At 52.2% G+C, this 22,969-nt stretch carries 17 protein-coding genes and 3 rRNA genes; 19 read left to right on the plus strand and 1 reads right to left on the minus strand.

Annotation, left to right across the window (positions count from 1 at the left end; genetic code table 11):
* Nucleotides 1–486 precede the first annotated feature (486 nt).
* The 16 genes from CBE74_RS18085 to bioD (CBE74_RS18160) all read left to right on the plus strand — a co-directional run bounded on the left by CBE74_RS18085 (nucleotide 487) and on the right by bioD (CBE74_RS18160) (nucleotide 18,489).
* A 16S ribosomal RNA gene (locus CBE74_RS18085) occupies nucleotides 487–2,007 on the plus strand.
* A 370-nt stretch (nucleotides 2,008–2,377) separates the two neighbouring features.
* Nucleotides 2,378–5,461 (plus strand): 23S ribosomal RNA (locus CBE74_RS18090).
* 120 nt (nucleotides 5,462–5,581) lie between these two features.
* Nucleotides 5,582–5,698, plus strand: a 5S ribosomal RNA gene (gene rrf / locus CBE74_RS18095).
* The 16S, 23S and 5S rRNA genes sit together here, the layout of an rRNA operon.
* A 190-nt stretch (nucleotides 5,699–5,888) precedes the next feature.
* On the plus strand, nucleotides 5,889–7,106 hold the full coding sequence (locus CBE74_RS18100; RefSeq protein WP_087453897.1) for a hypothetical protein: 1,218 nt from the start codon (nucleotides 5,889–5,891) through the stop codon (nucleotides 7,104–7,106).
* A 44-nt stretch (nucleotides 7,107–7,150) separates the two neighbouring features.
* A complete protein-coding gene (locus CBE74_RS18105) occupies nucleotides 7,151–8,134 on the plus strand; it encodes an HAD-IIA family hydrolase (RefSeq protein WP_087453898.1) in 984 nt (327 codons plus the stop codon).
* A 6-nt stretch (nucleotides 8,135–8,140) separates the two neighbouring features.
* Nucleotides 8,141–8,302, plus strand: coding sequence for a hypothetical protein (locus CBE74_RS18110; protein WP_166741065.1), 162 nt, complete (start codon nucleotides 8,141–8,143; stop codon nucleotides 8,300–8,302).
* Between the two features lie 28 nt (nucleotides 8,303–8,330).
* Nucleotides 8,331–9,152, plus strand: coding sequence for a TlyA family RNA methyltransferase (locus tag CBE74_RS18115; RefSeq protein WP_087453899.1), 822 nt, complete (start codon nucleotides 8,331–8,333; stop codon nucleotides 9,150–9,152).
* Complete coding sequence (locus CBE74_RS18120) at nucleotides 9,149–10,108, plus strand: NAD kinase (RefSeq protein WP_087453900.1); 960 nt, start codon at nucleotides 9,149–9,151, stop codon at nucleotides 10,106–10,108. The genes CBE74_RS18115 and CBE74_RS18120 overlap by 4 nt, the downstream gene beginning before the upstream one ends.
* A 65-nt stretch (nucleotides 10,109–10,173) precedes the next feature.
* The gene (recN, locus tag CBE74_RS18125; RefSeq protein ID WP_087453901.1) at nucleotides 10,174–11,913 is read left to right on the plus strand and encodes a DNA repair protein RecN; all 1,740 of its coding nucleotides are present in this window, start codon (nucleotides 10,174–10,176) and stop codon (nucleotides 11,911–11,913) included.
* Nucleotides 11,914–12,006: 93 nt separating this feature from the next.
* Nucleotides 12,007–13,200 carry a putative cytokinetic ring protein SteA gene (steA, locus tag CBE74_RS18130; RefSeq protein WP_087453902.1) on the plus strand — a complete coding sequence of 398 codons (1,194 nt, stop codon included), beginning with the start codon at nucleotides 12,007–12,009 and terminating at the stop codon, nucleotides 13,198–13,200.
* 21 nt (nucleotides 13,201–13,221) lie between these two features.
* The gene (locus tag CBE74_RS18135; protein ID WP_087453903.1) at nucleotides 13,222–14,175 is read left to right on the plus strand and encodes a copper transporter; all 954 of its coding nucleotides are present in this window, start codon (nucleotides 13,222–13,224) and stop codon (nucleotides 14,173–14,175) included.
* 38 nt (nucleotides 14,176–14,213) lie between these two features.
* Nucleotides 14,214–14,882, plus strand: a complete 669-nt coding sequence (locus tag CBE74_RS18140; protein ID WP_087453904.1) for an NUDIX domain-containing protein — start codon at nucleotides 14,214–14,216, stop codon at nucleotides 14,880–14,882.
* Nucleotides 14,879–15,811: a site-specific tyrosine recombinase XerD gene (gene xerD, locus CBE74_RS18145; protein ID WP_087453905.1), complete on the plus strand. Its 933-nt coding sequence runs from the start codon at nucleotides 14,879–14,881 to the stop codon at nucleotides 15,809–15,811. Before CBE74_RS18140 ends, xerD begins: the two co-directional genes overlap by 4 nt.
* Nucleotides 15,812–16,037: 226 nt before the next feature.
* A complete protein-coding gene (locus tag CBE74_RS18150; protein WP_087453906.1) occupies nucleotides 16,038–16,907 on the plus strand; it encodes a ParA family protein in 870 nt (289 codons plus the stop codon).
* A 10-nt stretch (nucleotides 16,908–16,917) separates the two neighbouring features.
* Nucleotides 16,918–17,736: a segregation and condensation protein A gene (locus CBE74_RS18155; protein WP_087453907.1), complete on the plus strand. Its 819-nt coding sequence runs from the start codon at nucleotides 16,918–16,920 to the stop codon at nucleotides 17,734–17,736.
* A gap of 147 nt (nucleotides 17,737–17,883) precedes the next feature.
* Entirely contained in the window at nucleotides 17,884–18,489 is a 606-nt protein-coding gene (bioD, locus tag CBE74_RS18160; protein ID WP_087453908.1) for an ATP-dependent dethiobiotin synthetase BioD, read from the plus strand.
* Between the two features lie 44 nt (nucleotides 18,490–18,533).
* Here bioD (CBE74_RS18160) and CBE74_RS18165 read toward each other — a convergent pair whose 3' ends face one another.
* Nucleotides 18,534–20,042 carry a peptide MFS transporter gene (locus CBE74_RS18165; RefSeq protein ID WP_087453909.1) on the minus strand — a complete coding sequence of 503 codons (1,509 nt, stop codon included), beginning with the start codon at nucleotides 20,040–20,042 and terminating at the stop codon, nucleotides 18,534–18,536.
* Between the two features lie 91 nt (nucleotides 20,043–20,133).
* Between CBE74_RS18165 and CBE74_RS18170 the strand changes: the two genes are divergently transcribed.
* From CBE74_RS18170 to scpB, 3 genes are all read left to right on the plus strand, one after another.
* The gene (locus CBE74_RS18170) at nucleotides 20,134–21,432 is read left to right on the plus strand and encodes an adenosylmethionine--8-amino-7-oxononanoate transaminase (RefSeq protein ID WP_087454878.1); all 1,299 of its coding nucleotides are present in this window, start codon (nucleotides 20,134–20,136) and stop codon (nucleotides 21,430–21,432) included.
* A 35-nt stretch (nucleotides 21,433–21,467) separates the two neighbouring features.
* Entirely contained in the window at nucleotides 21,468–22,157 is a 690-nt protein-coding gene (gene bioD, locus CBE74_RS18175; protein ID WP_087453910.1) for a dethiobiotin synthase, read from the plus strand.
* A gap of 128 nt (nucleotides 22,158–22,285) precedes the next feature.
* The gene (scpB, locus tag CBE74_RS18180; protein WP_087453911.1) at nucleotides 22,286–22,909 is read left to right on the plus strand and encodes an SMC-Scp complex subunit ScpB; all 624 of its coding nucleotides are present in this window, start codon (nucleotides 22,286–22,288) and stop codon (nucleotides 22,907–22,909) included.
* The last annotated feature ends 60 nt before the right edge of the window (nucleotides 22,910–22,969 follow it).

Raw genomic sequence — 22,969 nt, forward strand, 5'->3', positions numbered from 1 at the left:
CAATAGTGTACCAATGTACTTATAGATATATTTTTTATTAGTCAACATGGTAGATGATAACCACGTGTGGTTGTTGTCGCTGACACACATTTATTGTTACATGATGGTTATGTGATGATCACGGTGAACACGCTTTGGCCGGCAAGTATGGCTTGCTTGTTAAAAGATTTTGGTAGCCAAGAAAATGTTGTGAAAGCACCTGTGAAACAGGTTATCCACCATAATGATCATGGGAATCCCTGTGGTTGTGTGTGGTTGCTGTGTGGATGAGCACATAAGGGCATTCTTTTATATGGGGGTGTTGTTGTGTGTGGTGATTGTTGTGTTGTCTCGTCAAGGCATCGATGGTCACTAGTGTTTTTTGCTTTACTTTTTTCATTATTTTTTTGATGAATGATCAATGGATTATTTTTTGTTGGTTGTTTGTTTTTTGCCAGTTTTGGTTGGGCTTTTCACGAAGCCTGGTTGGTCTTTTTTGACTGATTTTTTGTGGAGAGTTTGATCCTGGCTCAGGACGAACGCTGGCGGCGTGCTTAACACATGCAAGTCGAACGGAAAGGCCCCTTCGGGGGTACTCGAGTGGCGAACGGGTGAGTAACACGTGGGTGATCTGCCTCGTACTCTGGGATAAGCCTGGGAAACTGGGTCTAATACTGGATAGGACCACATTTTAGTGTGTGTGGTGGAAAGTTTTTTCGGTACGAGATGAGCCCGCGGCCTATCAGCTTGTTGGTGGGGTAATGGCCTACCAAGGCGTCGACGGGTAGCCGGCCTGAGAGGGTGGACGGCCACATTGGGACTGAGATACGGCCCAGACTCCTACGGGAGGCAGCAGTGGGGAATATTGCACAATGGGCGCAAGCCTGATGCAGCGACGCCGCGTGAGGGATGACGGCCTTCGGGTTGTAAACCTCTTTCGACAGGGACGAAGCTTTTTGTGACGGTACCTGTATAAGAAGCACCGGCTAACTACGTGCCAGCAGCCGCGGTAATACGTAGGGTGCGAGCGTTGTCCGGAATTACTGGGCGTAAAGAGCTCGTAGGTGGTTTGTCGCGTCGTCTGTGAAATTCCGGGGCTTAACTCCGGGCGTGCAGGCGATACGGGCATAACTTGAGTGCTGTAGGGGAGACTGGAATTCCTGGTGTAGCGGTGGAATGCGCAGATATCAGGAGGAACACCGATGGCGAAGGCAGGTCTCTGGGCAGTAACTGACGCTGAGGAGCGAAAGCATGGGGAGCGAACAGGATTAGATACCCTGGTAGTCCATGCCGTAAACGGTGGGCGCTAGGTGTGAGGGTCTTCCACGACTTTCGTGCCGTAGCTAACGCATTAAGCGCCCCGCCTGGGGAGTACGGCCGCAAGGCTAAAACTCAAAGGAATTGACGGGGGCCCGCACAAGCGGCGGAGCATGTGGATTAATTCGATGCAACGCGAAGAACCTTACCTGGGCTTGACATATACAAGATCGGCGTAGAGATACGTTATCCCTTGTGGTTTGTATACAGGTGGTGCATGGTTGTCGTCAGCTCGTGTCGTGAGATGTTGGGTTAAGTCCCGCAACGAGCGCAACCCTTGTCTTATGTTGCCAGCACGTTATGGTGGGGACTCATGAGAGACTGCCGGGGTTAACTCGGAGGAAGGTGGGGATGACGTCAAATCATCATGCCCCTTATGTCCAGGGCTTCACACATGCTACAATGGTCGGTACAACGCGTTGCGAGCCTGTAAGGGTAAGCGAATCGCTGAAAGCCGGCCTCAGTTCGGATTGGGGTCTGCAACTCGACCCCATGAAGTCGGAGTCGCTAGTAATCGCAGATCAGCAACGCTGCGGTGAATACGTTCCCGGGCCTTGTACACACCGCCCGTCACGTCATGAAAGTTGGTAACACCCGAAGCCCATGGCCCAACCAGTTTTCTGGGGGGAGTGGTCGAAGGTGGGATCGGCGATTGGGACGAAGTCGTAACAAGGTAGCCGTACCGGAAGGTGCGGCTGGATCACCTCCTTTCTAAGGAGTTTTATTTTTTCCAGCATTCACTGGTTGGTGTTTGTTGTTGTTTATTTTGAATCCGGGTGGAGCAAAGTTGTGTGTGGTTGTGTGCTGCCAACAGAATGGTGGCTGTGCATGGTTGTGTGATGGTGTGTGTGGTTGATTAATAAAGTGTTGTGTTTATGAGTGGTTGGTATGCTGTTGGGTGTCTGGGATGATGCACTGTGGTGTTGGTGTTGATTCTTGATGGCTGCTGTGTGTGCTGGTGATCCTTGTGTGGGGTTGGTGGTGTGTGTGGTGGTTGTGTTGTGTGAGAACTGTATAGTGGACGCGAGTAATAAATCTTTATTCTTTTAGTTCTTGGTATTTTTGTTTGCATATTTTGTGTGTGTTGTTTTTTAAGGGCACACGGTGGATGCCTTGGCATTATGAGCCGATGAAGGACGTGTAAGGCCGCGATAGGCCTCGGGGAGTTGCCAATAGAGCGTTGATCCGAGGGTGTCCGAATGGGGAAACCTGGCCATAGTTATGTGTGGTTACCCTTCAGTGAATTCATAGCTGTTGTGGGGGTTTACGCGGGGAAGTGAAACATCTCAGTACCCGTAGGAGAAGAAAACAATTGTGATTCCGTTAGTAGTGGCGAACGAACGTGGATGAGGCTAAACCATGTGCGTGTGATACCTGGCAGGGGTTGCGTGTGTGGTGTTGTGGGGTGTGTGCGTGAAAAGGCTGCCATCTTTTTGCTGGTTTGTGCATGTGTTAGCGGAAGTGGTGTGGGAACGCCTGCCGTAGAAGGTGAGAGTCCTGTACGTGAAAGCATGTGTGCGCTGGTTGTGCATGTCCCCGAGTAGCAGCGGGCTCGTGGAATCTGCTGTGAATCTGCCGGGACCACCCGGTAAGCCTAAATACTTGTAATGACCGATAGCGGATTAGTACCGTGAGGGAATGGTGAAAAGTACCCCGGGAGGGGAGTGAAATAGTACCTGAAACCGTGTGCTTACAATCTGTCAGAGCCTCTTTTGTGGGGTGATGGCGTGCCTTTTGAAGAATGAGCCTGCGAGTCAGCGGCATGTCGCGAGGTTAACCTTTTGGTGGGTAGCCGTAGCGAAAGCGAATCCTAACGAGGGTGTTGTTAGTGGCATGTCCTGGACCCGAAGCGGGGTGATCTACCCATGGCCAGTGTGAAGCAGAGGTAAGACTTTGTGGAGGCGCGAACCCACTTAGGTTGAAAACTGAGGGGATGAGCTGTGGGTAGGGGTGAAAGGCCAATCAAACTCCGTGATAGCTGGTTCTCCCCGAAATGCATTTAGGTGCAGCGTTGCGTGTTTCTTGCTGGAGGTAGAGCTACTGGTTGGTTGAGCGGGACTACAATCTTAGCAATGTCAGCCAAACTCCGAATGCCGGTAATGTTATAGCGTGGCAGTGAGACTGCGGGGGATAAGCTCCGTTGGTCGAGAGGGAAACAGCCCAGATCGCCGGTTAAGGCCCCTAAGCGTGTACTAAGTGGAAAAGGATGTGGGATCGCGAAGACAGCCAGGAGGTTGGCTTAGAAGCAGCCATCCTTGAAAGAGTGCGTAATAGCTCACTGGTCGAGTGGTTCTGCGCCGACAATGTAGTGGGGCTCAAGTACACCGCCGAAGCCGCGGCAGTCAACATTTTTGTTGGTTGGGTAGGGGAGCGTCGTGCATGTGGTGAAGCATTTGGGTGACCGGGTGTGGAGTGTGTGCGAGTGAGAATGCAGGCATGAGTAACGAATGAAAAGTGGAAAACTTTTCCGCCGGATGACTAAGGGTTCCTGGGTTAAGCTAATCTTCCCAGGGTGAGTCGGGACCTAAGGCGAGGCCGACAGGCGTAGTCGATGGATAACCAGTTGATATTCTGGTACCCGTGGTGATGCGACAAGTGGTGAATCAGTGGTACTAACCGCCCATTAATTGCATGTGTTCATACATTGTGTGGGTGTGTGTGGTTGTGCGTGGGACCTTCGTTGGTAGTAGCCAAGTGATGGGGTGACGCAGTGAGGTAGCCGAGCCACTTATTGGATTGTGGTGTAAGCGTGTGGCCCGTGGCATAGGTAAATCCGTGCTGCATTATGGGTGAGGCGTGATGCGTAGACCTTTTTGGTTGATGTTGGTGATCCTGTACTGTCGAGAAAAGCCTCTAGCGAGTGTCATTATGGCCCGTACCCTCAACCGACACAGGTAGTCAGGTAGAGAATACTAAGGCGATCGGGTGAACTGTGGTTAAGGAACTCGGCAAAATGCCCCCGTAACTTCGGGAGAAGGGGGACCATTGTTGGTGACAGACTGATGGAGCTGACGGTGGTCGCAGAGAATAGAGGGAAGCGACTGTTTATTAAAAACACAGGTCCGTGCGAAAACGTGGAAGTTGATGTATACGGACTGACGCCTGCCCGGTGCTGGAAGGTTAAGAGGACCTGTTAGATCTCTTTTGGGGGTCGAAGCGGAGAATTTAAGCCCCAGTAAACGGCGGTGGTAACTATAACCATCCTAAGGTAGCGAAATTCCTTGTCGGGTAAGTTCCGACCTGCACGAATGGCGTAACGACTTCCCTGCTGTCTCAACCACAGGCCCGGTGAAATTGCAGTACGAGTAAAGATGCTCGTTACGCGCGGCAGGACGAAAAGACCCCGGGACCTTCACTATAGCTTGGTATTGGTGTTTGGTTCGGTTTGTGTAGGATAGGTGGGAGACTGTGATACTGCGCCGCTAGGTGTGGTGGAGTCGCAAGTTGAAATACCACTCTGATCGGATTGAGCACCTTAACCTTGGCCCATGATCTGGGTTGGGGACAGTGCCTGGTGGGTAGTTTAACTGGGGCGGTTGCCTCCTAAAATGTAACGGAGGCGCCCAAAGGTTCCCTCAGCCTGGTTGGCAATCAGGTGGTGAGTGTAAGTGCACAAGGGAGCTTGACTGTGAGACTGACAGGTCGAGCAGGGACGAAAGTCGGGACTAGTGATCCGGCACCTACTTGTGGAAGTGGTGTCGCTCAACGGATAAAAGGTACCCCGGGGATAACAGGCTGATCTTCCCCAAGAGTCCATATCGACGGGATGGTTTGGCACCTCGATGTCGGCTCGTCGCATCCTGGGGCTGGAGTAGGTCCCAAGGGTTGGGCTGTTCGCCCATTAAAGCGGCACGCGAGCTGGGTTTAGAACGTCGTGAGACAGTTCGGTCTCTATCCGCCGTGCGCGTGAAACTTGAAGAAGGCTGTCCCTAGTACGAGAGGACCGGGACGGACGTACCTCTAGTGTGCCAGTTGTCACGCCCGTGGCAGGGCTGGTTGGCTACGTACGGAAGGGATAACCGCTGAAAGCATCTAAGCGGGAAGCCTGTTTTAAGATGAGGTTTCTTTTGAGGTTCCCTCGAGATTAGGGGGTTGATAGGCCAGATCTGGAAGAGTGGTAACACTTGGAGGTGACTGGTACTAATTTACCGATAAACAACCACCCATTGTGGTGCGAGTATTGTTGTGCCTGGAGCGTTTAAAAAGAATAGTAGAGTTTTGTTGCTTGTGTTCACTGTGCAGTGTCTGACATGACACCTGTTGTGTGTTGTGTTGTTATGGATGTGTTGGTGGTTATAGTGTCGGGGGTACGCCCGGTCCCTTTCCGAACCCGGAAGCTAAGCCCGATTGCGCTGATGGTACTGCACCTGGGAGGGTGTGGGAGAGTAGGTCGCCGCCAACCAAAAAATTGATATGTAGGAAGAGTGTATAGGTGTGTTGTGTTACCCCCTTGGGGGTGGGTGTGGGAGAGTAGGTCGCCGCCAACCAAAAAATTTGATAGAAGAGTGGTTATATAGGGTGTGTGTTGTGTAGGAGGATAAAATTTCTTCTATACTACACACCCTATTTCCGCATTTTAATAAAGGAATTTTATGGCTGATTCTCATTCCCGTGAAGGCCGCTCGCAGCGCGGCTTTAAGTCTCGTGACGACCGCCGTCAAGGTGGTGAACGGGGACGCCGTGGTGAGACCTCATGGGGACGTAATGACCGCCATGAGGGAAATGACCGACGCGCTGGAAGCTCAAGTGGCGGACGTCGAGAAGGCTACGGACGACGCCGGGATGAGAACGACCGTAAGTCCGGACGCCCCTTTGATAGAGATCGCAGGGAGCGTTTTGATGATCGCGGTAAGCGAGGGGACGAACGCCGCGACGATCGTCGTCAGAGTTCCCGTTGGGATGACGATAGGCGGGGGCCTCGTCGGGATGACCGTCGTAAAGACTGGAACGGTGAGCGTAATAGTGAGCACCGTCGAGGCGGGCGCCCAGAATATCGCCGTGGAGATGGTGAACGCTCTGATCGACCACGTAATGATCGTGGCCGTGATGGGGAACGCCGCCACTCACAACGCGGTGGAGCTGACCGCGATAAACAGCAGCGCGGGCCAATTCGTCCAGGCTACCGCGAAGAACGCATCAATAATCGCGTGAATGAACCGGATTTGCCGGATGACATCGACGTGCGTGATCTGGATCCTATGGTATTGCAGGATCTTAAGGTTTTAGCCAAAGACAATGCGAACGCAGTGGCTAAGCACATGATTATGGCTGCTACATGGATGGCAGATGACGCGCAGCTCGCTTTGAAGCATGCACGTGCAGCTAAAGATCGTGCCGGCCGCATAGCGGTTGTTCGTGAGACATGCGGCATTGCTGCTTATCATGCGGGAGAGTGGAAAGAAGCTCTTGCTGAGCTTCGTGCTGCGCGCCGTATGAGCGGAGGCCCTGGCCTCATCGCTGTTATGGCTGACTGTGAGAGGGGATTGGGTCGTCCAGAGAAAGCTATCGAACTCGCTCGCGATGAAGATCCAGCATCCTTAGATCCGGAGACCCGGATTGAGCTTGCAATCGTAGTAGCAGGAGCCCGTCTAGACTTAGGCCAGCCTGATTCTGCGGTGGTCATCTTGCAGCGTGAGAACCCTGATGCTGCTGCAACCGGATTGGGCGCGGTGCGCTTGTCCTACGCGTATGCAGATGCGTTGCTGGCTGCCGGTCGAAAAGACGATGCCCGAGAGTGGTTTGCCATCGCAGAAAAACAGGATGTGGATGGCTACACCGATGCAAGTGAACGTTTGCAGGAGTTCTCTTAATCCCTAATTATCTGCTTCTACTAACGTGAACTAAGCTGAAGAGTATGTCTTTACTCCAGCATCATGATGCTCTGTTCTTTGACCTTGACGGAACCGTCTGGGAAGGAGGCAGGGCATTGCCAATGGCGGTGGAGGCGTTTGAGAAGAATACGCTGCCCGTAGCGTTTATCACTAACAATGCGTCTCGTGGACCTAGTGCTGTGGCCGAGATGCTTCAAAAAATTGGCATTGCTGCTTGCGATGAGGACGTATTGACCTCCGCACAGGCAGCAATTGATCTTGCCTCGGAATACCTGCAGCCTGGCGATACAGTGTATGTGCTTGGAACTGACTCCTTTAAAGCCCTAGCACGAAACGCTGGTTACACAGTGGCAGTATCTGCTGATGAAAAGCCGCGTGCGGTGTTCCACGGACATAATCCTGAAACCGGATGGGCAGAGCTTTCTGAGGCCGCAATGTCTATCCGGAACGGTGCTCGCTACTTCGCGTCGAATTTAGATTCGACGCTGCCAACCGAGCGCGGATTGTGCGTGGGAAATGGCTCAATGGTTGCAGCTATTGTGAACGCAACGGGTGTGCATCCTGTGTCTGCTGGAAAACCAGAGGCTGCGATGTTTAACGTAGCAGCTCAACGTCTGGGAGTTTCTAAGCCGTTGGCTATTGGTGATCGTCTCAATACGGATATTGCGGGAGGCGTAGCTGCAGATATGGCGACGCTTCATGTAATGACTGGTGTATCCCGACATTGGGATCTCCTACGGGCTATTCCTTCTGAACGCCCAACATATCTAGGATTAAATTTATCCGATTTGTTTGCACTGCCTAGTAAGCTTCTGCCTGGTAGCCAAGGTGAATTCCATGCCGAGTGGTGTGGCAATGATATTGAGCTAAGCGGAGGGACGTCGGCCGCAACGTCCATGGAAGCGTTGCGTACGGTAGCCGGTATTGCTTGGGAACGCGAGGCCTGGACCGGAAAGCTGCTTACCCGTGGGGAGCATGCTGAGCGCGTGCTCTTAGACTGGGAGTGATAAATCGTGGAGGCGCCGAAACCCCATGATCCTCGTCTGCAGGGAGTAACTCCAGACGAGGTGAAGAGCGAATTAGCGGAAATATTATCTGAGACCCCGAGTGATCTCGCAGCGGAATCTGAACTTTTAGCTCGTGCGCATGAAGTCCTTCACAGCGCGCTTCAGTAATTTTTACCGTAGGAAGGTTTGACTGTAAGTGGCTTCTCGAAAACGCCTTGATGCGGAGTTGGTGCGCCGCAAGATTGCGCGCTCACGTGAGCATGCTGTGGATATGATTCGTGGTGGGCAAGTGTACGTCCAGGGAATACTAGCCACTAAGCCAGCGACGCAAGTAGAACCAGAAGTGTCAATACGGGTTGAAGAATCCGCTATCAACGATTGGGCGTCGCGTGGCGCGCATAAGCTGCTTGGTGCTCTTGAGGCTTTTCAACCCCAAGGGTTAAGCATTGAGGGTAAGAAAGCTTTGGACGCAGGGGCGTCAACAGGAGGCTTCACCGATGTGCTTTTGCGTCGTAAAGCCTCTCAAGTTGTAGCGGTTGATGTTGGATATGGTCAGCTCATATGGCGTTTGCAAAACGATGATCGTGTTCTTGTCTTGGATCGTACGAATATACGAAACCTCGACGTAGAAGCCACGCAAGGACCCTGCGATTTGATGGTCGGAGATCTCTCTTTCATCTCTCTCAAACTCACGCTACCTGCAATCGTGGAGTGTCTTGCTGATGGTGCTGACCTCATCCCCATGGTCAAGCCCCAATTTGAAGTAGGAAAGCAACGCCTGGGCAGCGGCGGCGTAGTGCGTGATCCACAGCTGCGAGAAGAGGTGACGGTGGAAGTCGCCGAGTTTGCACAAAGCTTGGGACTGAGCTTAGTGGGCGCGGTGGCATCGCCGTTGCCCGGTCCTTCGGGAAACGTTGAATTCTTCTTATGGCTAAAAAAAGATGGCGGTAAGGCGGCCGCCGATCCAGATGTCCTCCGTGCAATGGTTCATAAGGCTGTTATGGAAGGACCACAATGAATCAGCTTCATAGCTCTGAGAATCGGCTTATTTTGCTCGTGCCACATACGGGTCGTGACTCTAATGTGGCCACGGCAGCTCTTGCTGCTGAGCTTCTCGACGACGCCGGGATTGCAGTTCGTATTCTGGTCCCTGAATCAGACACCACGGTATCCAGCCACCCAGTGCTTAGCCAATTTGAAAGAGTGACGCATTCCTTAGACGCAACAAGTGGCGTAGAGCTTATTTTGGTTCTAGGAGGCGATGGAACATTCTTGCGAGCGGCTGATCTAGCCCACGCAGCTGATTTGCCTGTCCTGGGGATCAACCTTGGACATGTTGGTTTCCTCGCTGAATGGGAAAAAGACTCGCTTGATGAGGCAGTGCACCGTGTTATGAAAGGTGACTATCGCGTCGAAGAACGGATGACGCTGGATGTTGAAGTGCGAGATCAAGAGGGAAATCTTTTAAAACGGGGATGGGCGCTGAATGAAGTCAGCATTGAAAACACCAATAGACGTGGTGTGCTTGATGCAACGCTGGAAGTAGATGAGCGTCCCGTGAGCTCTTTTGGCTGCGATGGTGTGATTGTCTCGACGCCAACGGGGTCTACTGCCTATGCTTTCTCTGCTGGCGGCCCTGTTCTGTGGCCCGAACTTGATGCAATCGTGGTGGTGCCCAACAATGCGCATGCACTCTTTACTAAGCCGTTGGTTGTTAGTCCGCACTCCTTGGTCGCAGTGGAATCCAAGCCACATTCTTTTCCCGCAATGGCTGTCATGGATGGTTTCCGGTCAATCGCAATGCCACCGGGCGCACGAACGGAAGCGCGCAAAGGACAACGCTCTGTTAAATGGGTGCGATTAGATAACTTGCCTTTTGCAGACCGTTTGGTATCTAAGCTGCGACTTCCTGTTGAGGGATGGCGTGGTCCATCAAATGCTCGGTTGTCGGAAAAGAATTGCTCTGATTCTTAAAACCTCACCCCAAAAAGTAGAACGGATGTTCGCATAATCTGGGCTGTTTGATGTAGTATGTGGGCATGCTTGCAGACATTGCCATTGAAAACCTTGGCGCTATACCTCACGCTTCGCTTGAATTGAGTGGGGGGCTGACCGTCCTGACAGGTGAAACCGGCGCGGGTAAAACAATGGTTGTTACCGGCTTAAGGCTGCTGACGGGTGGCCGGGCTGATGCACAGCGCGTACGTTCAGGGGCAGCGCGTGCCGCGGTAGAAGGGCGCTTTACCCTGGATAGCGTCAGCGGAACTATCGCAGAACACGGACGTGAGGTTGTTGCCTCCGTGGGTGGGGTTTTGGACGAAAATGGGGAGATCATTGCATCGCGTACCGTGAGCGCTCAGGGGCGTTCAAAAGCATATCTGGGTGGCCGGGCTGTGCCAGCTGCTAGCCTTTCGGATTTTTCTGCAGAACTCCTCACGATTCATGGACAAAATGACCAGTTAAGGCTTCTTAATTCGGATCGGCAGCGGGAGGCTTTGGACCGCTTTGACCCGGCTATATCTCCTTTGCTGGAGGAATGCTCTCATGCTTTTAAAAACTGGCGGAAGCTTGATAAAGATTATCGGGAGCGCCTCAAATCGCGGATGGAACTCGCTCAGGAAGTAGATCGTCTGGAGTTTGCCATCAAAGAAATTTCCGATATTGATCCGCAGCCTGGGGAAGACGCTGAAATCCAATCTCTCATCCGCCGACTACAAGATGTAGACGAGCTGAGAGAACAGGCCACTACCGCGTTGGGTGCTATCGACGGCGCAGAGGCGCTTAGTGAGTTCGGAGATTTTGCCGATAGCGATGGTGGTGCTGCCTCTGACCTTGTAGGGCAAGCTTTCTCCGCCGTGCACAATAGCTCAGATCCAGTGCTAAGGGGAATCGCTGAGCAGCTCGATCAAGTCACCACAATTCTTGCGGAGCTATCAGGAGAACTAGGAAAATACTTGGGCGAATTGCCCATGGATGCAGACCAACTGGAGCAGTCTCTCCAGCGTCAGCAAGCCCTGAAATCCCTTACCCGTAAATACGCTCCTGATATTGAAGGAGTGTTGCGATGGCGGATGAAAGCTGAAGAAAAGTTGGAGTCCATTGACGTCTCTCCGGAGGCGCTAGAGGAACTTAAACGCTCAGTGTCTCGTGCGGCCAAGAAACTCGATGCAGTTAATAAAAAGCTTTCTCAAGCTAGAGCTAAAGCGGCTAAAAACCTGAGTCTTAAAGTCACAGAAGAGATACAAGGTTTAGCCATGCCCAAGGCCGTTTTCTCGGTGGATATTCAGCGTTCTGAGCCTAGTGCGCATGGTATTGACTCAATTGAATTTCGGTTGGCTCCGAATTCTCAAACTGAGCCACGGCCGCTTGCATCTTCAGCATCCGGCGGAGAATTGTCCCGCGTGATGTTGGCATTGGAAGTGATTCTTTCTGCAGGTTCGCGGGGAACGACTCTTGTTTTTGATGAGGTCGATGCCGGCGTGGGAGGTCGTGCAGCCGTAGAGATTGGACGTCGATTAGCAAGGCTTGCTCAATGGAATCAGGTTATCGTGGTTACTCACCTAGCCCAGGTAGCTGCCTATGCGGATACACACTTACACGTAGCTAAAAATGTAGGCGATACTTCTGTAGCCTCTGGGGTTGAGGACCTTAGCGATGAGCGGCGAGTGGAGGAGCTCTCTCGGATGCTCGCGGGACTGGAAGACACCGAAAGCGGTCGGGCTCATGCTGCAGAATTATTGGATAAGGCTAGGTCAGAGATCAAGGAGTGGCGGGACTAAAAGAAAATAGGTGTAAGAAAAGATCGTATTTCTTCCCTTATTCTTTGATAATCTTCCGCGCGCCTCACCGGGTTGAGCAGTTTTCATTGGACAATGCAACCCATGAGTCTGTTCTCTCGATCCGCTGACCTTCCGGGCCTTCATGCAGTGACACGCGACTGCTCGTCGCGAGGAAAAGGCTTTGGACGTCTGAGTAAAGGGGACATTGCAGTCATTGATGCCCCTGATATTTCTCGTCCTTTGGCCCAAGAGCTGATAGAAGCGAAACCTGCAGCTGTTGTGAACACCGGGCAGTTTTCTACTGGAGTTATTCCGAACTTTGGGCCGCAGATGCTGCTTGATGCCGGGATTCTTCTCGTCGAAGGTGTCGGCGTAGATATCTGGACAACTCTTAAAGACGGAAAGAAAGCCCGGCTAACGCAAGAAGGCCAGCTTTTTTATGGCGAAAAGCTTATCGCTTCGGGTTCTGTCCTTGATGCGGTACGTGCAGAGGCACAATTTGTTGATGCACAGCAGTCGCTCGTGGAACGGATGGAAGCATATTTTGGCAACACCATCCAATTTATTCATGCTGAGGCTCCGCTACTTATAGATGGCCTAGGTGTGCCAGACACCGGGGCAAATCTACGTGGAAAGAAAGTCCTTGTAGTAAGCCCCGGACCGCAGCACCGTGGGCAGGTTAAAAATCTGCGTAACTTCATCCGTGAGTATGAGCCGGTGTTGATCGGTGTCGATTCTGCTGCAGACACGCTTGTAGAGCTTGGATATAAGCCGGACTATATAGTCGGTGATCCTTCAGGTGTGGGCGCAGAAGCATTAAGAAGCGGTGCGCGCGTCATACTGCCGGCGGAACCGGATGGTCATGCCTGTGGGCTGGAGCGTATCCAAGATTTAGGCATCGGCGCGATGACTTTCCCAACATCAGTGGATACTGCTATGGATCTGGCACTCTTACTTGCAGACTTCCACGGTGCGGACTTGATTGTTAGCTGTGGGGCACATTTTGACCTGGAATCGATCTTCTCTGAGCGCGAGTATGCTACGCCAGCTGCGCTTCTTACACGGGTAAAGATTGGTGAGCGACTAGTAGACTCCGAGGCCATTGAGAAGCTTTACACAGTTCGCTCTGGTGGAAGTATTGCGTGGCTGTGGGCGATACTCGGGATTTTAGTGGCTATTGCTGTAGCTGTTGTTATCGCAGGCACAGCCGGTGATGGGAGTTTTACACAAAACCTCATTGATACGTGGAATAACATTGCCTTGGCTTTCCAAGGGTTGTTCAAATAGCTCTTAGGAGGAAAGCAGAATATGGCACGAAAATCTGGTCATTCGGCGGCGGTTACCGCAGGTCTTGCCTTCGGCTTAGCCATAGGGCTGGGTTTGGGTACCTATGTTTTGTCCCCGAACTTGTCGGGTGGAAGTAGTCATCAGCGACTCACCCTGGAAAAAGAACGCAATGAGGCTCGCGAGCGCGCGGATATTCAAGCGGCACAAGCAAGCAGCGCAGATCACTTTGTGGATAAGCTAGCGGCATCAGTCTTGCCTGACACGCTTAAGGAACGTCCTATTCTTATGATTCGGACTGCTGATTCCTCGGATGAAGATGCGAAGGCCCTGGGTGAGGATCTCAAGAGAGCTGGTGCGATTAACTCTGGAACAATCTCGTTGACTGAAAAGTTTTTTGCGCAGGATGGTGCGGACGGTCTAAAGAACATCGTTTCTACCGTTTTGCCAGCTGGCGCTCAATTATCCACAGACAAGCTTGACCCTGGTACCCATGCTGGCGAGGTGTTGGGAAGCGCTTTGACGCTTAACCCGCAAGACGCTAAAGAACAAGCAACTCGTGATGAACGAAGCTTGGTTCTCAACGCGCTGAGGGAGGGCGGGTATCTTTCCTATGAAGAAGGCACGATTTTGCCTGCTCAAGCTGTTGTTGTTCTCGGTGGAGATAGCGACGGTGCCGGAGCTGATTTCACGGTGAAAAACCAAGTGTCCTTTGTAGAAGCGCTTGATTCTCGTGGTTCCGGTGTTGTGTTTGCGGGTCGGATTCATATGGCGGCAGACAGCGGGGCATTAGGGAAATTGCGTGCTAATAAAAAGGCGGCTTCTCAGGTTTCTTCAGTGGATTCTATTGATCGTTCCTGGGGTAAGATTGCTACCGTCCTGGCTCTTAAAGAGCAGCTTTCCGGTGGTGCTGGGGCCTATGGTGCTGCAGGAAACGCTGATGCTACGGCACCCGCACCGAGTGAGGACAAACAATAAGCATTCGTGCGTAGTGGCCTGCACGTCGATACGCGCGAATGCTATTAAAGTTGAGCATTATGACTCACCGTTTTACTGTTACCAGCTCTGAGTTGCTTATCGACGCCCCGATTTTGGCGGTTCGCCGAGATACCGTCACTATGCCTAGTAATTCCAGTGCACATCGTGAGATTGTCGAGCATTTTGGGGCAGTCGCAGTTGTTGCGGTTCAAGGTCAGAGCATCGCGATGGTGAAGCAATACCGACACAGCGTTGGGCAACGGTTATGGGAACTTCCTGCTGGTCTACTCGATGTCGCAGATGAATCACCCCTTGACGCAGCACAGTGCGAGCTGATGGAAGAGGCTGGACTTGCTGCAACTGACTGGGAAATCTTAGTCGATCTGGTCACGAGCCCCGGCTTTTGCGATGAAGCAGTTCGCGTGTACCTTGCCCACGGCCTATCGCATGTGGAGCGCCCTGAAGCCAAGGATGAAGAAGCTGACATGGCTTTGGAATGGGTGCCGCTCGCGGAGGCAGTCGATAGGGTCTTTGCCGGGGACATTGTTAATTCGATCGCGGTATCCGGGATTTTAGCGCTGCAGGCGCATAACCTGGGCACTCGGACTCTTAGAGGCTCAGATCAACCTTTTGATCTTCGCCCTACCCGGTTAGCTGAACGCAGAAAAGACGTTGCTAAAAATCGCGACCTGAAAACTTCTTCATGACGCCCCCTAAGGCAGCCGCCGATCGCTGGTTAACGCATTTAGCCATCGAGCGTGGGGTTAGCGCTAACACCCTGAGCAACTATCGACGCGACGTGCAGCGGTATCTTGATTGGATCTCGCATCGTGGCATCGACGATCTAGCCGCTATGACCTCTCGAGATATCGAGTCCTATGTTCTTGATCTACGGCGGGGCGATCCGGATACAGGTAAGCCGCCTTTGGCTGCTTCGTCGGCAGGCCGTGCACTTGTGGTTGCGCGGGGGCTTCATAAATTTGCACTGATGGAGGGGCTGATACCCATTGACGTAGCTGGCGAGGTTTCTCCTCCATCGACTGGTCGGCATCTGCCGGATACTCTGTCAATCGCAGAAGTCGATGAGCTTATCGGAGCGATTCCTACGGACGATATAGCTACACCTGAGGATTTACGCGATGCAGCCCTGATCGAGCTGCTCTATGGCACCGGTGCTCGTATATCGGAAATCATGAATCTCACAGTGGATGAGGTGACGGTGCTGGAAGAGACAGAGGGCATGTTGCGGATCGTGGGAAAAGGGGATAAACATCGTATTGTTCCTGTTGGCTCGATGGCGCAGAAAGCGTTACGACGCTACCTCGTCCGGTCGCGGCCACAGCTGGCAAAAGGAAAGAGCCACGCGCTCTTTTTGAATAAACGCGGCGGGGCGTTATCACGGCAAAGCGCGTGGCAAATACTGAAGAACTCTGCGCAGAGAGCTGGGATACAAAAAGATATTTCGCCTCATACTTTGCGCCATAGCTATGCGTCGCATCTTCTTGAGGGCGGTGCGGATGTTCGCGTTGTACAAGAACTTTTGGGGCACTCATCCGTGACCACCACGCAGATTTATACGCATGTGACGGCGGATAATTTGCGTAGTGTATGGGTGCAGTCGCATCCTAGGGCTTAAACCACCCCTTCTTTGGTCAAGGTTTTCGGCTTGAATTATTGGAATTTCTCCAGGTTGATCGGCGCGTCTTGCGGGCGCTACGCAAGAATTTTCTTCAGGCGGTTAATATCAACAGTGTAATTTAGGTTGTAGTCTCGCCGAAGATGATAGGACCCGACTGGTGTTGGGTACATGGTGGGGTGAACGGGAAGTAAGAGTCGTCGACTGTCAAGGAAGTGGAATAGACATGAGTGATTCGGGACTGTTCGATACACCAGACTCGAAAATGGGGCTCACTGGGCGTCCGCTCCAAAAGTTCCCCGATCCCACGCCTTTGGAAAAGCATGGACCCGCCAAGATTATTTCCATGTGTAACCAAAAAGGCGGAGTGGGTAAAACCACTTCCACGATCAACCTGGGTGCTTGCTTGGCTGAACTAGGGCGAAAGGTTCTACTCGTAGACCTTGACCCGCAGGGGGCTTTATCTGCAGGATTGAGTATCCCGTATGAGGAACTAGACATTACGGTTTACAACCTCCTCGTGGATAGGCATACCTCGATCTATCAAGCGATTCATCACACGTCTATTCCCGGTCTTGACCTGGTTCCGGCGAATATCGATCTGTCCGCGGCAGAGATTCAACTTGTCAATGAGGTTGGTCGGGAACAGACACTAGCTCGTGCTTTGCGCCCTGTGATGAAGGATTATGACTACATCATTTTGGATTGCCAGCCCTCTTTGGGGCTTTTAACGGTTAATGCTTTGACCTGTTCCCATGGCGTGATTATTCCCATGGAGTGTGAGTATTTCTCGTTGCGTGGACTTGCTTTGCTTACTGATACCGTGGAAAAAGTACGCGATCGTCTTAACTTTAACCTTGACATCGTGGGAATCTTGGTCACGATGTTTGACCGACGCACCACGCATGCTCGCGAGGTAATGTCACGAGTCGTGGAAGTCTTCGAGGATCGTGTCTTTGACACCGTCATTACCCGGACGGTCCGGTTTCCGGAGACCTCTGTGGCCGGTGAGCCCATCATCACCTGGGCCCCGAGCTCGCAGGGAGCCCAACAGTACCGTCAGCTTGCTCGTGAAGTCATCGAGCGCACAAGCTAGAACTTAGAACGTGGCGACATCACGTATTCCGGATAATCAACCAGAAATTACTGGCTTTAGGATTGTCCTCAACAATTTTGAAGGCCCCTTTGATCTTCTTCTGCAACTGATCAGCGCCAAGAAAATGGATGTGACTGACGTCGCCCTGTCTAAGGTGACGGATGAGTTTGTTGCATACACTCGCCAACTCGGAGAATATTCTGAGCTTGATGTGGTGACTGAATTTTTGGTGGTTGCAGCGACGCTGTTAGATCTGAAGACCGCTCGTCTTCTTCCTAGGGGCGAGATGGAGAGTGAAGAAGACCTAGCGCTCTTGGAATCCCGTGATCTTCTTTTTGCACGATTATTGCAATACCAGGCGTATAAACAAGTCGCCGATATCTTTGCGTCGTGGCAGCGGGATGCACGTCGTAGATTTCCGCGAACAGTTGCTATGGAGGAGCAGTTTGCTAGTTTGCTGCCACCGGTAGTTCTGGGGCATACCCCTGACACTTTTGGCCAGCTTGCTGCGAGTGTTTTTAGGCCTAAACCCCCAGAGACGGTTGCCACGGGGCACATTCATCAAGTAGCAGTCTCTGTGCCTGAACAAGCGGGGAAAATCCTGGATACGTTGCGTTTGGCTGGTAAAGACGAATGGGTTTCTTTTCTTACTTTGACGCAGGATTGTACAGCTTCGATGCACATAGTGGGAAGATTTTTAGCTCTTTTAGAGCTCTACAAAGCTCAAGCAATAAGCGTTGCACAAGATGAATCTTTGGCTGAATTGTCAGTAGCATGGACTGGACTTGAAGTGGATCCGGCGGTAGTTGCATCAAGTAACTGGGAATAGTTGTTCAGAAACAAACTAAGGTTTTTTAGCGCACGTTTAAAGCATGTGCGCTACTGCAACGGGGGTAGTAATGGCTAGTTCCTGACAAACGATTACTATCGGGGAACGAGTGTTTGCTTATTAGTGTCGGCGAGAGGGATAAAACTCGTGAGCGTAGTTGTGGTATCTGGATTGGCTACAGGCGTAGGCAAAACTACCGCGACAGCAGCGATCGTTCAGATTCTTCGGGAAAAGGGGAAGGACGTTGTTCCCGTTAAAGTCGCTCGCTTAGGAACGTCGGTTGCGGGAGCGGACATCGGCACAATCGAAAAACTCACAGGTATCCGCGGCGAAGATTTTTCTTCTGAAGAAGATCCGTTGGCAAAGGTTCGAGAACTTTCGGACACGGGAGTTACCGTGGTCCTTGAAGGCTCTGGTGGCCTTAGCGTCCCTTTGCTCAACGGTAAGACAATCGCAGATATTGCCGCAGAATTAAATGCCCCCATGATTGTGGTTTCGGGCATGGCTTCGGGAGCAGTGGGGCTTGCCGTGCAAGCAGTGGCTTTTGCGCGTGCTTGTGGCGCTCGTGTCGCGGGCCTGCTGGGCGGGAAACTGCCTTCGGGGGCTGATCTGCGGACGCGTTTGACCCTCGTGGAAGTATCCCGTGCAATAGGCGTGCCATTTTTGGGAAGCCTCAATGATGGCGTTGGTTCGTTGGGGTCGGAGCAGTTTGCTCAGGCGCTTTCAACGATTTTTCTTCCCAAAGATTGGTAAGCGCAGACCTCCTCAAAAGTTGCGCAAGACATCGAACAAAAATCTTATTGGGCTGTAGCTCGTGCAAGCTTGTGTGCTGCTACCCATGTGCATAACCCGATGCATATTGCCAAGGACCCGCACGCAAAGAAATAGATTCTCTCAGCGGAGGCGGATTCCGAGTCGTAGTAGGAGGAGATACTTCCGGCAAGCGCGGTTCCTATGGACATCGTAAGGAAGTACAACGCAGAAAACTGGGTGCGGTAGGCCGCTGGTGCGTGCTTTGCGGTGGCTGCCATTCCGATGGGACCTGCGAATAACTCGCCTATTGCGGTGATGAGGATGCTTAAAGCAAGCACGAGAAGCGGCGTGGAATTGGGGCCGCTGCCTGCAAAGGGGATGAGCACGAGGAAACCGGAACCTCCGACGATAACGCCGATGGAGATTTTGGTAGCTGCCGTGGGGCCGCGGGATCCAAGCTTTGCCCACAGGTAAGCAAGGGGAATGGAAAGCGTAAGAACGAAGATAGGATTCAGCGACTGAGTCCATGCAGCGGGGAATTCAAAGCCGGCAATTGTGCGATTGAGCCGAACATCGGAGTACACGGCTAGAACACCATATGTCTGATTCATAATGGCCCAGAAAGCCACTGAAGCACAGAAGATGGGGATGTAATTAAGAATGCTGTGGCGTTCCTGCCGGGTGGTATGCGGGGAGCGGAACATAGTAACCATAAGGAAAACAGCTGCGGTGATAGTAATGCCGAGGAGGAAATGGGCAAGGGAAGCTGCTGTGAAGATCCCCAGGGTTACAGCAAGTACCACCACTATGAGGGACAATATCCCCACGGACGTGATCGTGAGTGCTGTCCGTCTGCTTACTGGATGCGCTGGAGATTGGACGCATTGTCGGGACTGTTCACTCATTTCTTCTAGAGCACGGCTTCGTAGAGCCACATATACTCCCATGCCGATAATCATCAGGAGAGCTGCAGCTAGGAAACCTACGTGGAAGGAGTAGGTGAGCGCTAGCCACCCTGTAAGCAGTGGTCCTGCTACCGCCGCTACTTGAATTCCTAGGTAGAAGAATTGAAATCCGGTCTCACGATGTGCGTCGCTGTGGGAGTCTTCCCTGTAGACAGTCCCAAGAACGGTAATTGCCGCTGTTTTTAAAAATCCTGACCCTAGCGCTATGAGTGTTAAACCAGTTGCTAGCCCCGGGATGGGGTGGATGAGGGATAGTATTAGGTGCCCGATGACGAGGAGCGAGGCTCCTAAGAAAAGGGTTTTTTCTGCACCTAGGACTCTGTCGCCCACCCATCCTCCTGCAAAGGTGCACAGATAAACAAGCGCCCCGTAGGGTCCGATAAGTGCAGTAGCCTCGGGTTTTGCTAAGCCTAATCCGCCGTTACTGGCCGTGTAATACAGGTAGTAGCCAAGGATGGCCTGCATGCCATAAAAGCTGAAACGTTCCCAGGCTTCGATGCTGATAATCGAGCGGACCGCGATGGGGTGATGCCAAAAGTCACTTTTATGCACAGTTGAACGTTGTTCAAGATGAGTCATAATATGCATTATGACGTGTAACGCCCAGAAAATGGTGTTAAACGCAAAAAAATTAATTTTTGTTCTCAAAACTCTAAATTCAGACGAGAAACGTGGGACTGTGAATCCATTCGAGCAGCAAGTTCACTTTGACCAAGACCGTATCTGGCATCCGTATAGTGCGATGCCAGCCCCTATAGCGCCGCAGCTTGTTGCGTCCACAGAAGGTGTTTATCTCACGCTAAGCGATGGTTCTACGCTTATCGACGCCATGAGCTCCTGGTGGGCAGCAGCTTTTGGGCATGGACACCCAAAGCTCAAGGAAGCGGCACATCAACAGATTGAGACAATGAGTCATGTGATGTTTGGCGGGCTCACGCATTCGCCTGCAATCGCTCTCGCTCAGAAGCTGGTGAGCGTTACAGATAAGGGGTTAGAAAAAGTCTTCTTTTCAGACTCAGGGTCTGTCGCTGTAGAAGTGGCGATGAAGATGGCGTACCAATACCAGCGAGGTATCGGGCACCCAGAACGTCATCGTTTGCTCACCTGGCGAGGTGGTTACCATGGCGATACTTTTGCAACCATGAGCGTGTGTGATCCCACTGGAGGAATGCACTCAATGTGGGCAGATAGGGTCGCTTCCAATGATTTTGCGCCAGCTCCTCCTACGCGTGGGGCGTCGAGAAGCAGCGTTGAGCAGTATCTGGATACCCTAGAAGCTCATGTCAATAGCTCAACAGCTGGGATTATTATTGAACCTATAGTGCAGGGTGCTGGGGGAATGCGCTTCCACGATGAATCTCTGATCCGAGGTATTCGCGATATCTGTGATAGGCATGACCTGGTTTTTATCGCCGATGAAATAGCCACTGGCTTTGGTCGGACTGGGGAAATATTTGCCACTACGGGTGCGGGCGCTACCCCGGATATTTTGTGCGTTGGCAAGGCGCTTACCGGGGGCTTTATGTCCTTGGCAGCAACGATCACAACAGAGCGGATTGCCGCAGCGATTAACACGCCAGGTGGCGGGGGTGCGTTGATGCATGGGCCAACTTTTATGGCTAATCCTTTGGCTTGTTCAGTTGCTTCTGCCGCACTTGAACTGGTGATTGAGGGGACATGGCGGAAACGAGTCCCAGAGATCGAGCAAGGACTTCTTAAGGGGCTCTCGCCGCTGAAAGAATCTCCCGCCGTTGCCGATGTCCGCGTACTAGGCGCAATTGGAGTGGTGGAGATGAAAGAACCAGTGGATATGCGTTTGGCCACGGAAGCCGCAATCGCTGCAGGAGTGTGGCTGAGACCATTCGGGCGTCTGGTCTATACGATGCCTCCGTTTATATCTACAGATGAACACATCGGTAGCATCTGCGAGGCCATTGCAGCCGTGGTCAGTGCTGAACAGTGCCGTTTGTGTGCTTAGAAGTGCCCGTTTAGTTTTCGCAGAATTGGAGCATTATGCCTATCGTAGCTATCACAGGAACAAATACCGATGTAGGAAAAACCATCGCGACTGCGGCTCTTGCCCTGCATGCAGCGTCTTTGGGCTTCGAGGTGGTTCCCGTCAAGCCAGTTCAGACCGGCGAACCTCTGGGAAGCGGAGACATAACGACCGTGGAAAAACTAGCCGGTGTTGCTGGAATTGAATTCGTGCGTTATCCAGAGCCTTTGGCGCCCAATCTTGCGGCTAAGCGAGCAGGGATGCAACAACTGGGCCTTGATGTGTTGGTGGACAAGATCAGAGACCTCGACGCGCCACATCGGCTTGTCCTCGTAGAAGGCGCTGGCGGATTATTGGTCCGACTTGCTGATGAGCTCACGTTGGCCGATGTGGCTGTGGCATTAGGAGCACCCCTCATTGTAGTTACTAGTCTTAGTCTGGGATCTCTCAACATGGCGGAACTTACTGTTGAAGCAGCGCGACGTCGCGGATTGCATGTTGCTGGGCTTATCGGCGGAAGCTTGCCTGCACAACCGGATTTAGCTATCCGACTTAACCTCGATGAGATGAGCGCCGTGACAGGCGTGCCTTTGTGGGCATGTCTTCCGGAAGGTGCAGGAAGAATGTCTCCCGAAGAGTTTGCCCAGGTTGTCTCCTCGCTTGGGCTGCCGGACTTGCGCTCGAAGCTTTCACAACAGAACGTTTAGGTGGTTGCACGTGCTTGTATGATTTTCCCGTCGGATTATTCAGCGGCAGATTAATTCGGCGGAGAGAAAAGATCAGGTGCGACACCTGCTTGATAAAGACATCCACTGAACCATTAAAAGAGGCAGATATGAGCACCGAATATTCGGAAAATACTGGAACAGACGATGCTTCGTCTGCTTCTTTAGCGCACCGAGGACTTGGGCTAATCCCTCAGCTGCGTTCTCGCATCGAATCAATCCTTTTAGTCGTTGATTCCCCAGTGAGCGTGGAAGCTCTGTCGCGGGCGCTCACTGTTGATTCTGAGATGGTGCAGAAGAGTCTTCAAGAGATATCTACAGAATTTCGTCATAGGGGCAGCGGAATGGAATTGCGTGAGTCTGAAGAAGGATGGCGATTATATTCTGTTCGGGAAAACGCGGAAGTCGTAGAGAAGTTTCTCTTGGATGGAACTCAGTCGCGGTTGTCACGAGCTGCGCTGGAAACGCTGGCGGTCGTAGCTTATCGACAACCTGCGACCCGTGCTCAGGTAGCGGCAGTACGAGGCGTTAACGTGGACGGCGTAATGCGGACTCTGCAATTACGCGGGCTTATTAGGGAAGTTGATATGGGTGAGACTGCTGAAGCCGGTAATGCTCACCATTATGAGACAACGGAGCTCTTCCTAGAGCTTCTAGGTATTGATTCCCTGGACCGCTTACCAGAATTAGCGCCTCTTCTTCCCGATATAGACAGTATTGATGAGCTTCTTTAGCGCTTCAGGCCAAAGCCAAAATTAGCTAGTCTTGAGTTATTCGGCTAAGGTGGCCAGTGC

Origin of the sequence: Corynebacterium silvaticum, from assembly GCF_002162115.2 — a bacterium.
Classification (GTDB): Bacteria; Actinomycetota; Actinomycetes; order Mycobacteriales; family Mycobacteriaceae; genus Corynebacterium; species Corynebacterium silvaticum.

Bases quoted from the DNA above. Each gene is read 5' to 3' on its own strand.
- recN (WP_087453901.1), top strand. From the start codon at position 10,174: ATGCTTGCAGACATTGCCATTGAAAACCTTGGCGCTATACCTCACGCT.
- steA (WP_087453902.1), top strand. From the start codon at position 12,007: ATGCAACCCATGAGTCTGTTCTCTCGATCCGCTGACCTTCCGGGCCTT.
- scpB (WP_087453911.1), top strand. From the start codon at position 22,286: ATGAGCACCGAATATTCGGAAAATACTGGAACAGACGATGCTTCGTCT.
- CBE74_RS18105 (WP_087453898.1), top strand. From the start codon at position 7,151: ATGTCTTTACTCCAGCATCATGATGCTCTGTTCTTTGACCTTGACGGA.
- CBE74_RS18165 (WP_087453909.1), bottom strand. From the start codon at position 20,042: ATGCATATTATGACTCATCTTGAACAACGTTCAACTGTGCATAAAAGT.
- CBE74_RS18100 (WP_087453897.1), top strand. From the start codon at position 5,889: ATGGCTGATTCTCATTCCCGTGAAGGCCGCTCGCAGCGCGGCTTTAAG.
- CBE74_RS18150 (WP_087453906.1), top strand. From the start codon at position 16,038: ATGAGTGATTCGGGACTGTTCGATACACCAGACTCGAAAATGGGGCTC.
- bioD (WP_087453910.1), top strand. From the start codon at position 21,468: ATGCCTATCGTAGCTATCACAGGAACAAATACCGATGTAGGAAAAACC.
- CBE74_RS18140 (WP_087453904.1), top strand. From the start codon at position 14,214: ATGCTATTAAAGTTGAGCATTATGACTCACCGTTTTACTGTTACCAGC.
- CBE74_RS18135 (WP_087453903.1), top strand. From the start codon at position 13,222: ATGGCACGAAAATCTGGTCATTCGGCGGCGGTTACCGCAGGTCTTGCC.
- xerD (WP_087453905.1), top strand. From the start codon at position 14,879: ATGACGCCCCCTAAGGCAGCCGCCGATCGCTGGTTAACGCATTTAGCC.
- CBE74_RS18120 (WP_087453900.1), top strand. From the start codon at position 9,149: ATGAATCAGCTTCATAGCTCTGAGAATCGGCTTATTTTGCTCGTGCCA.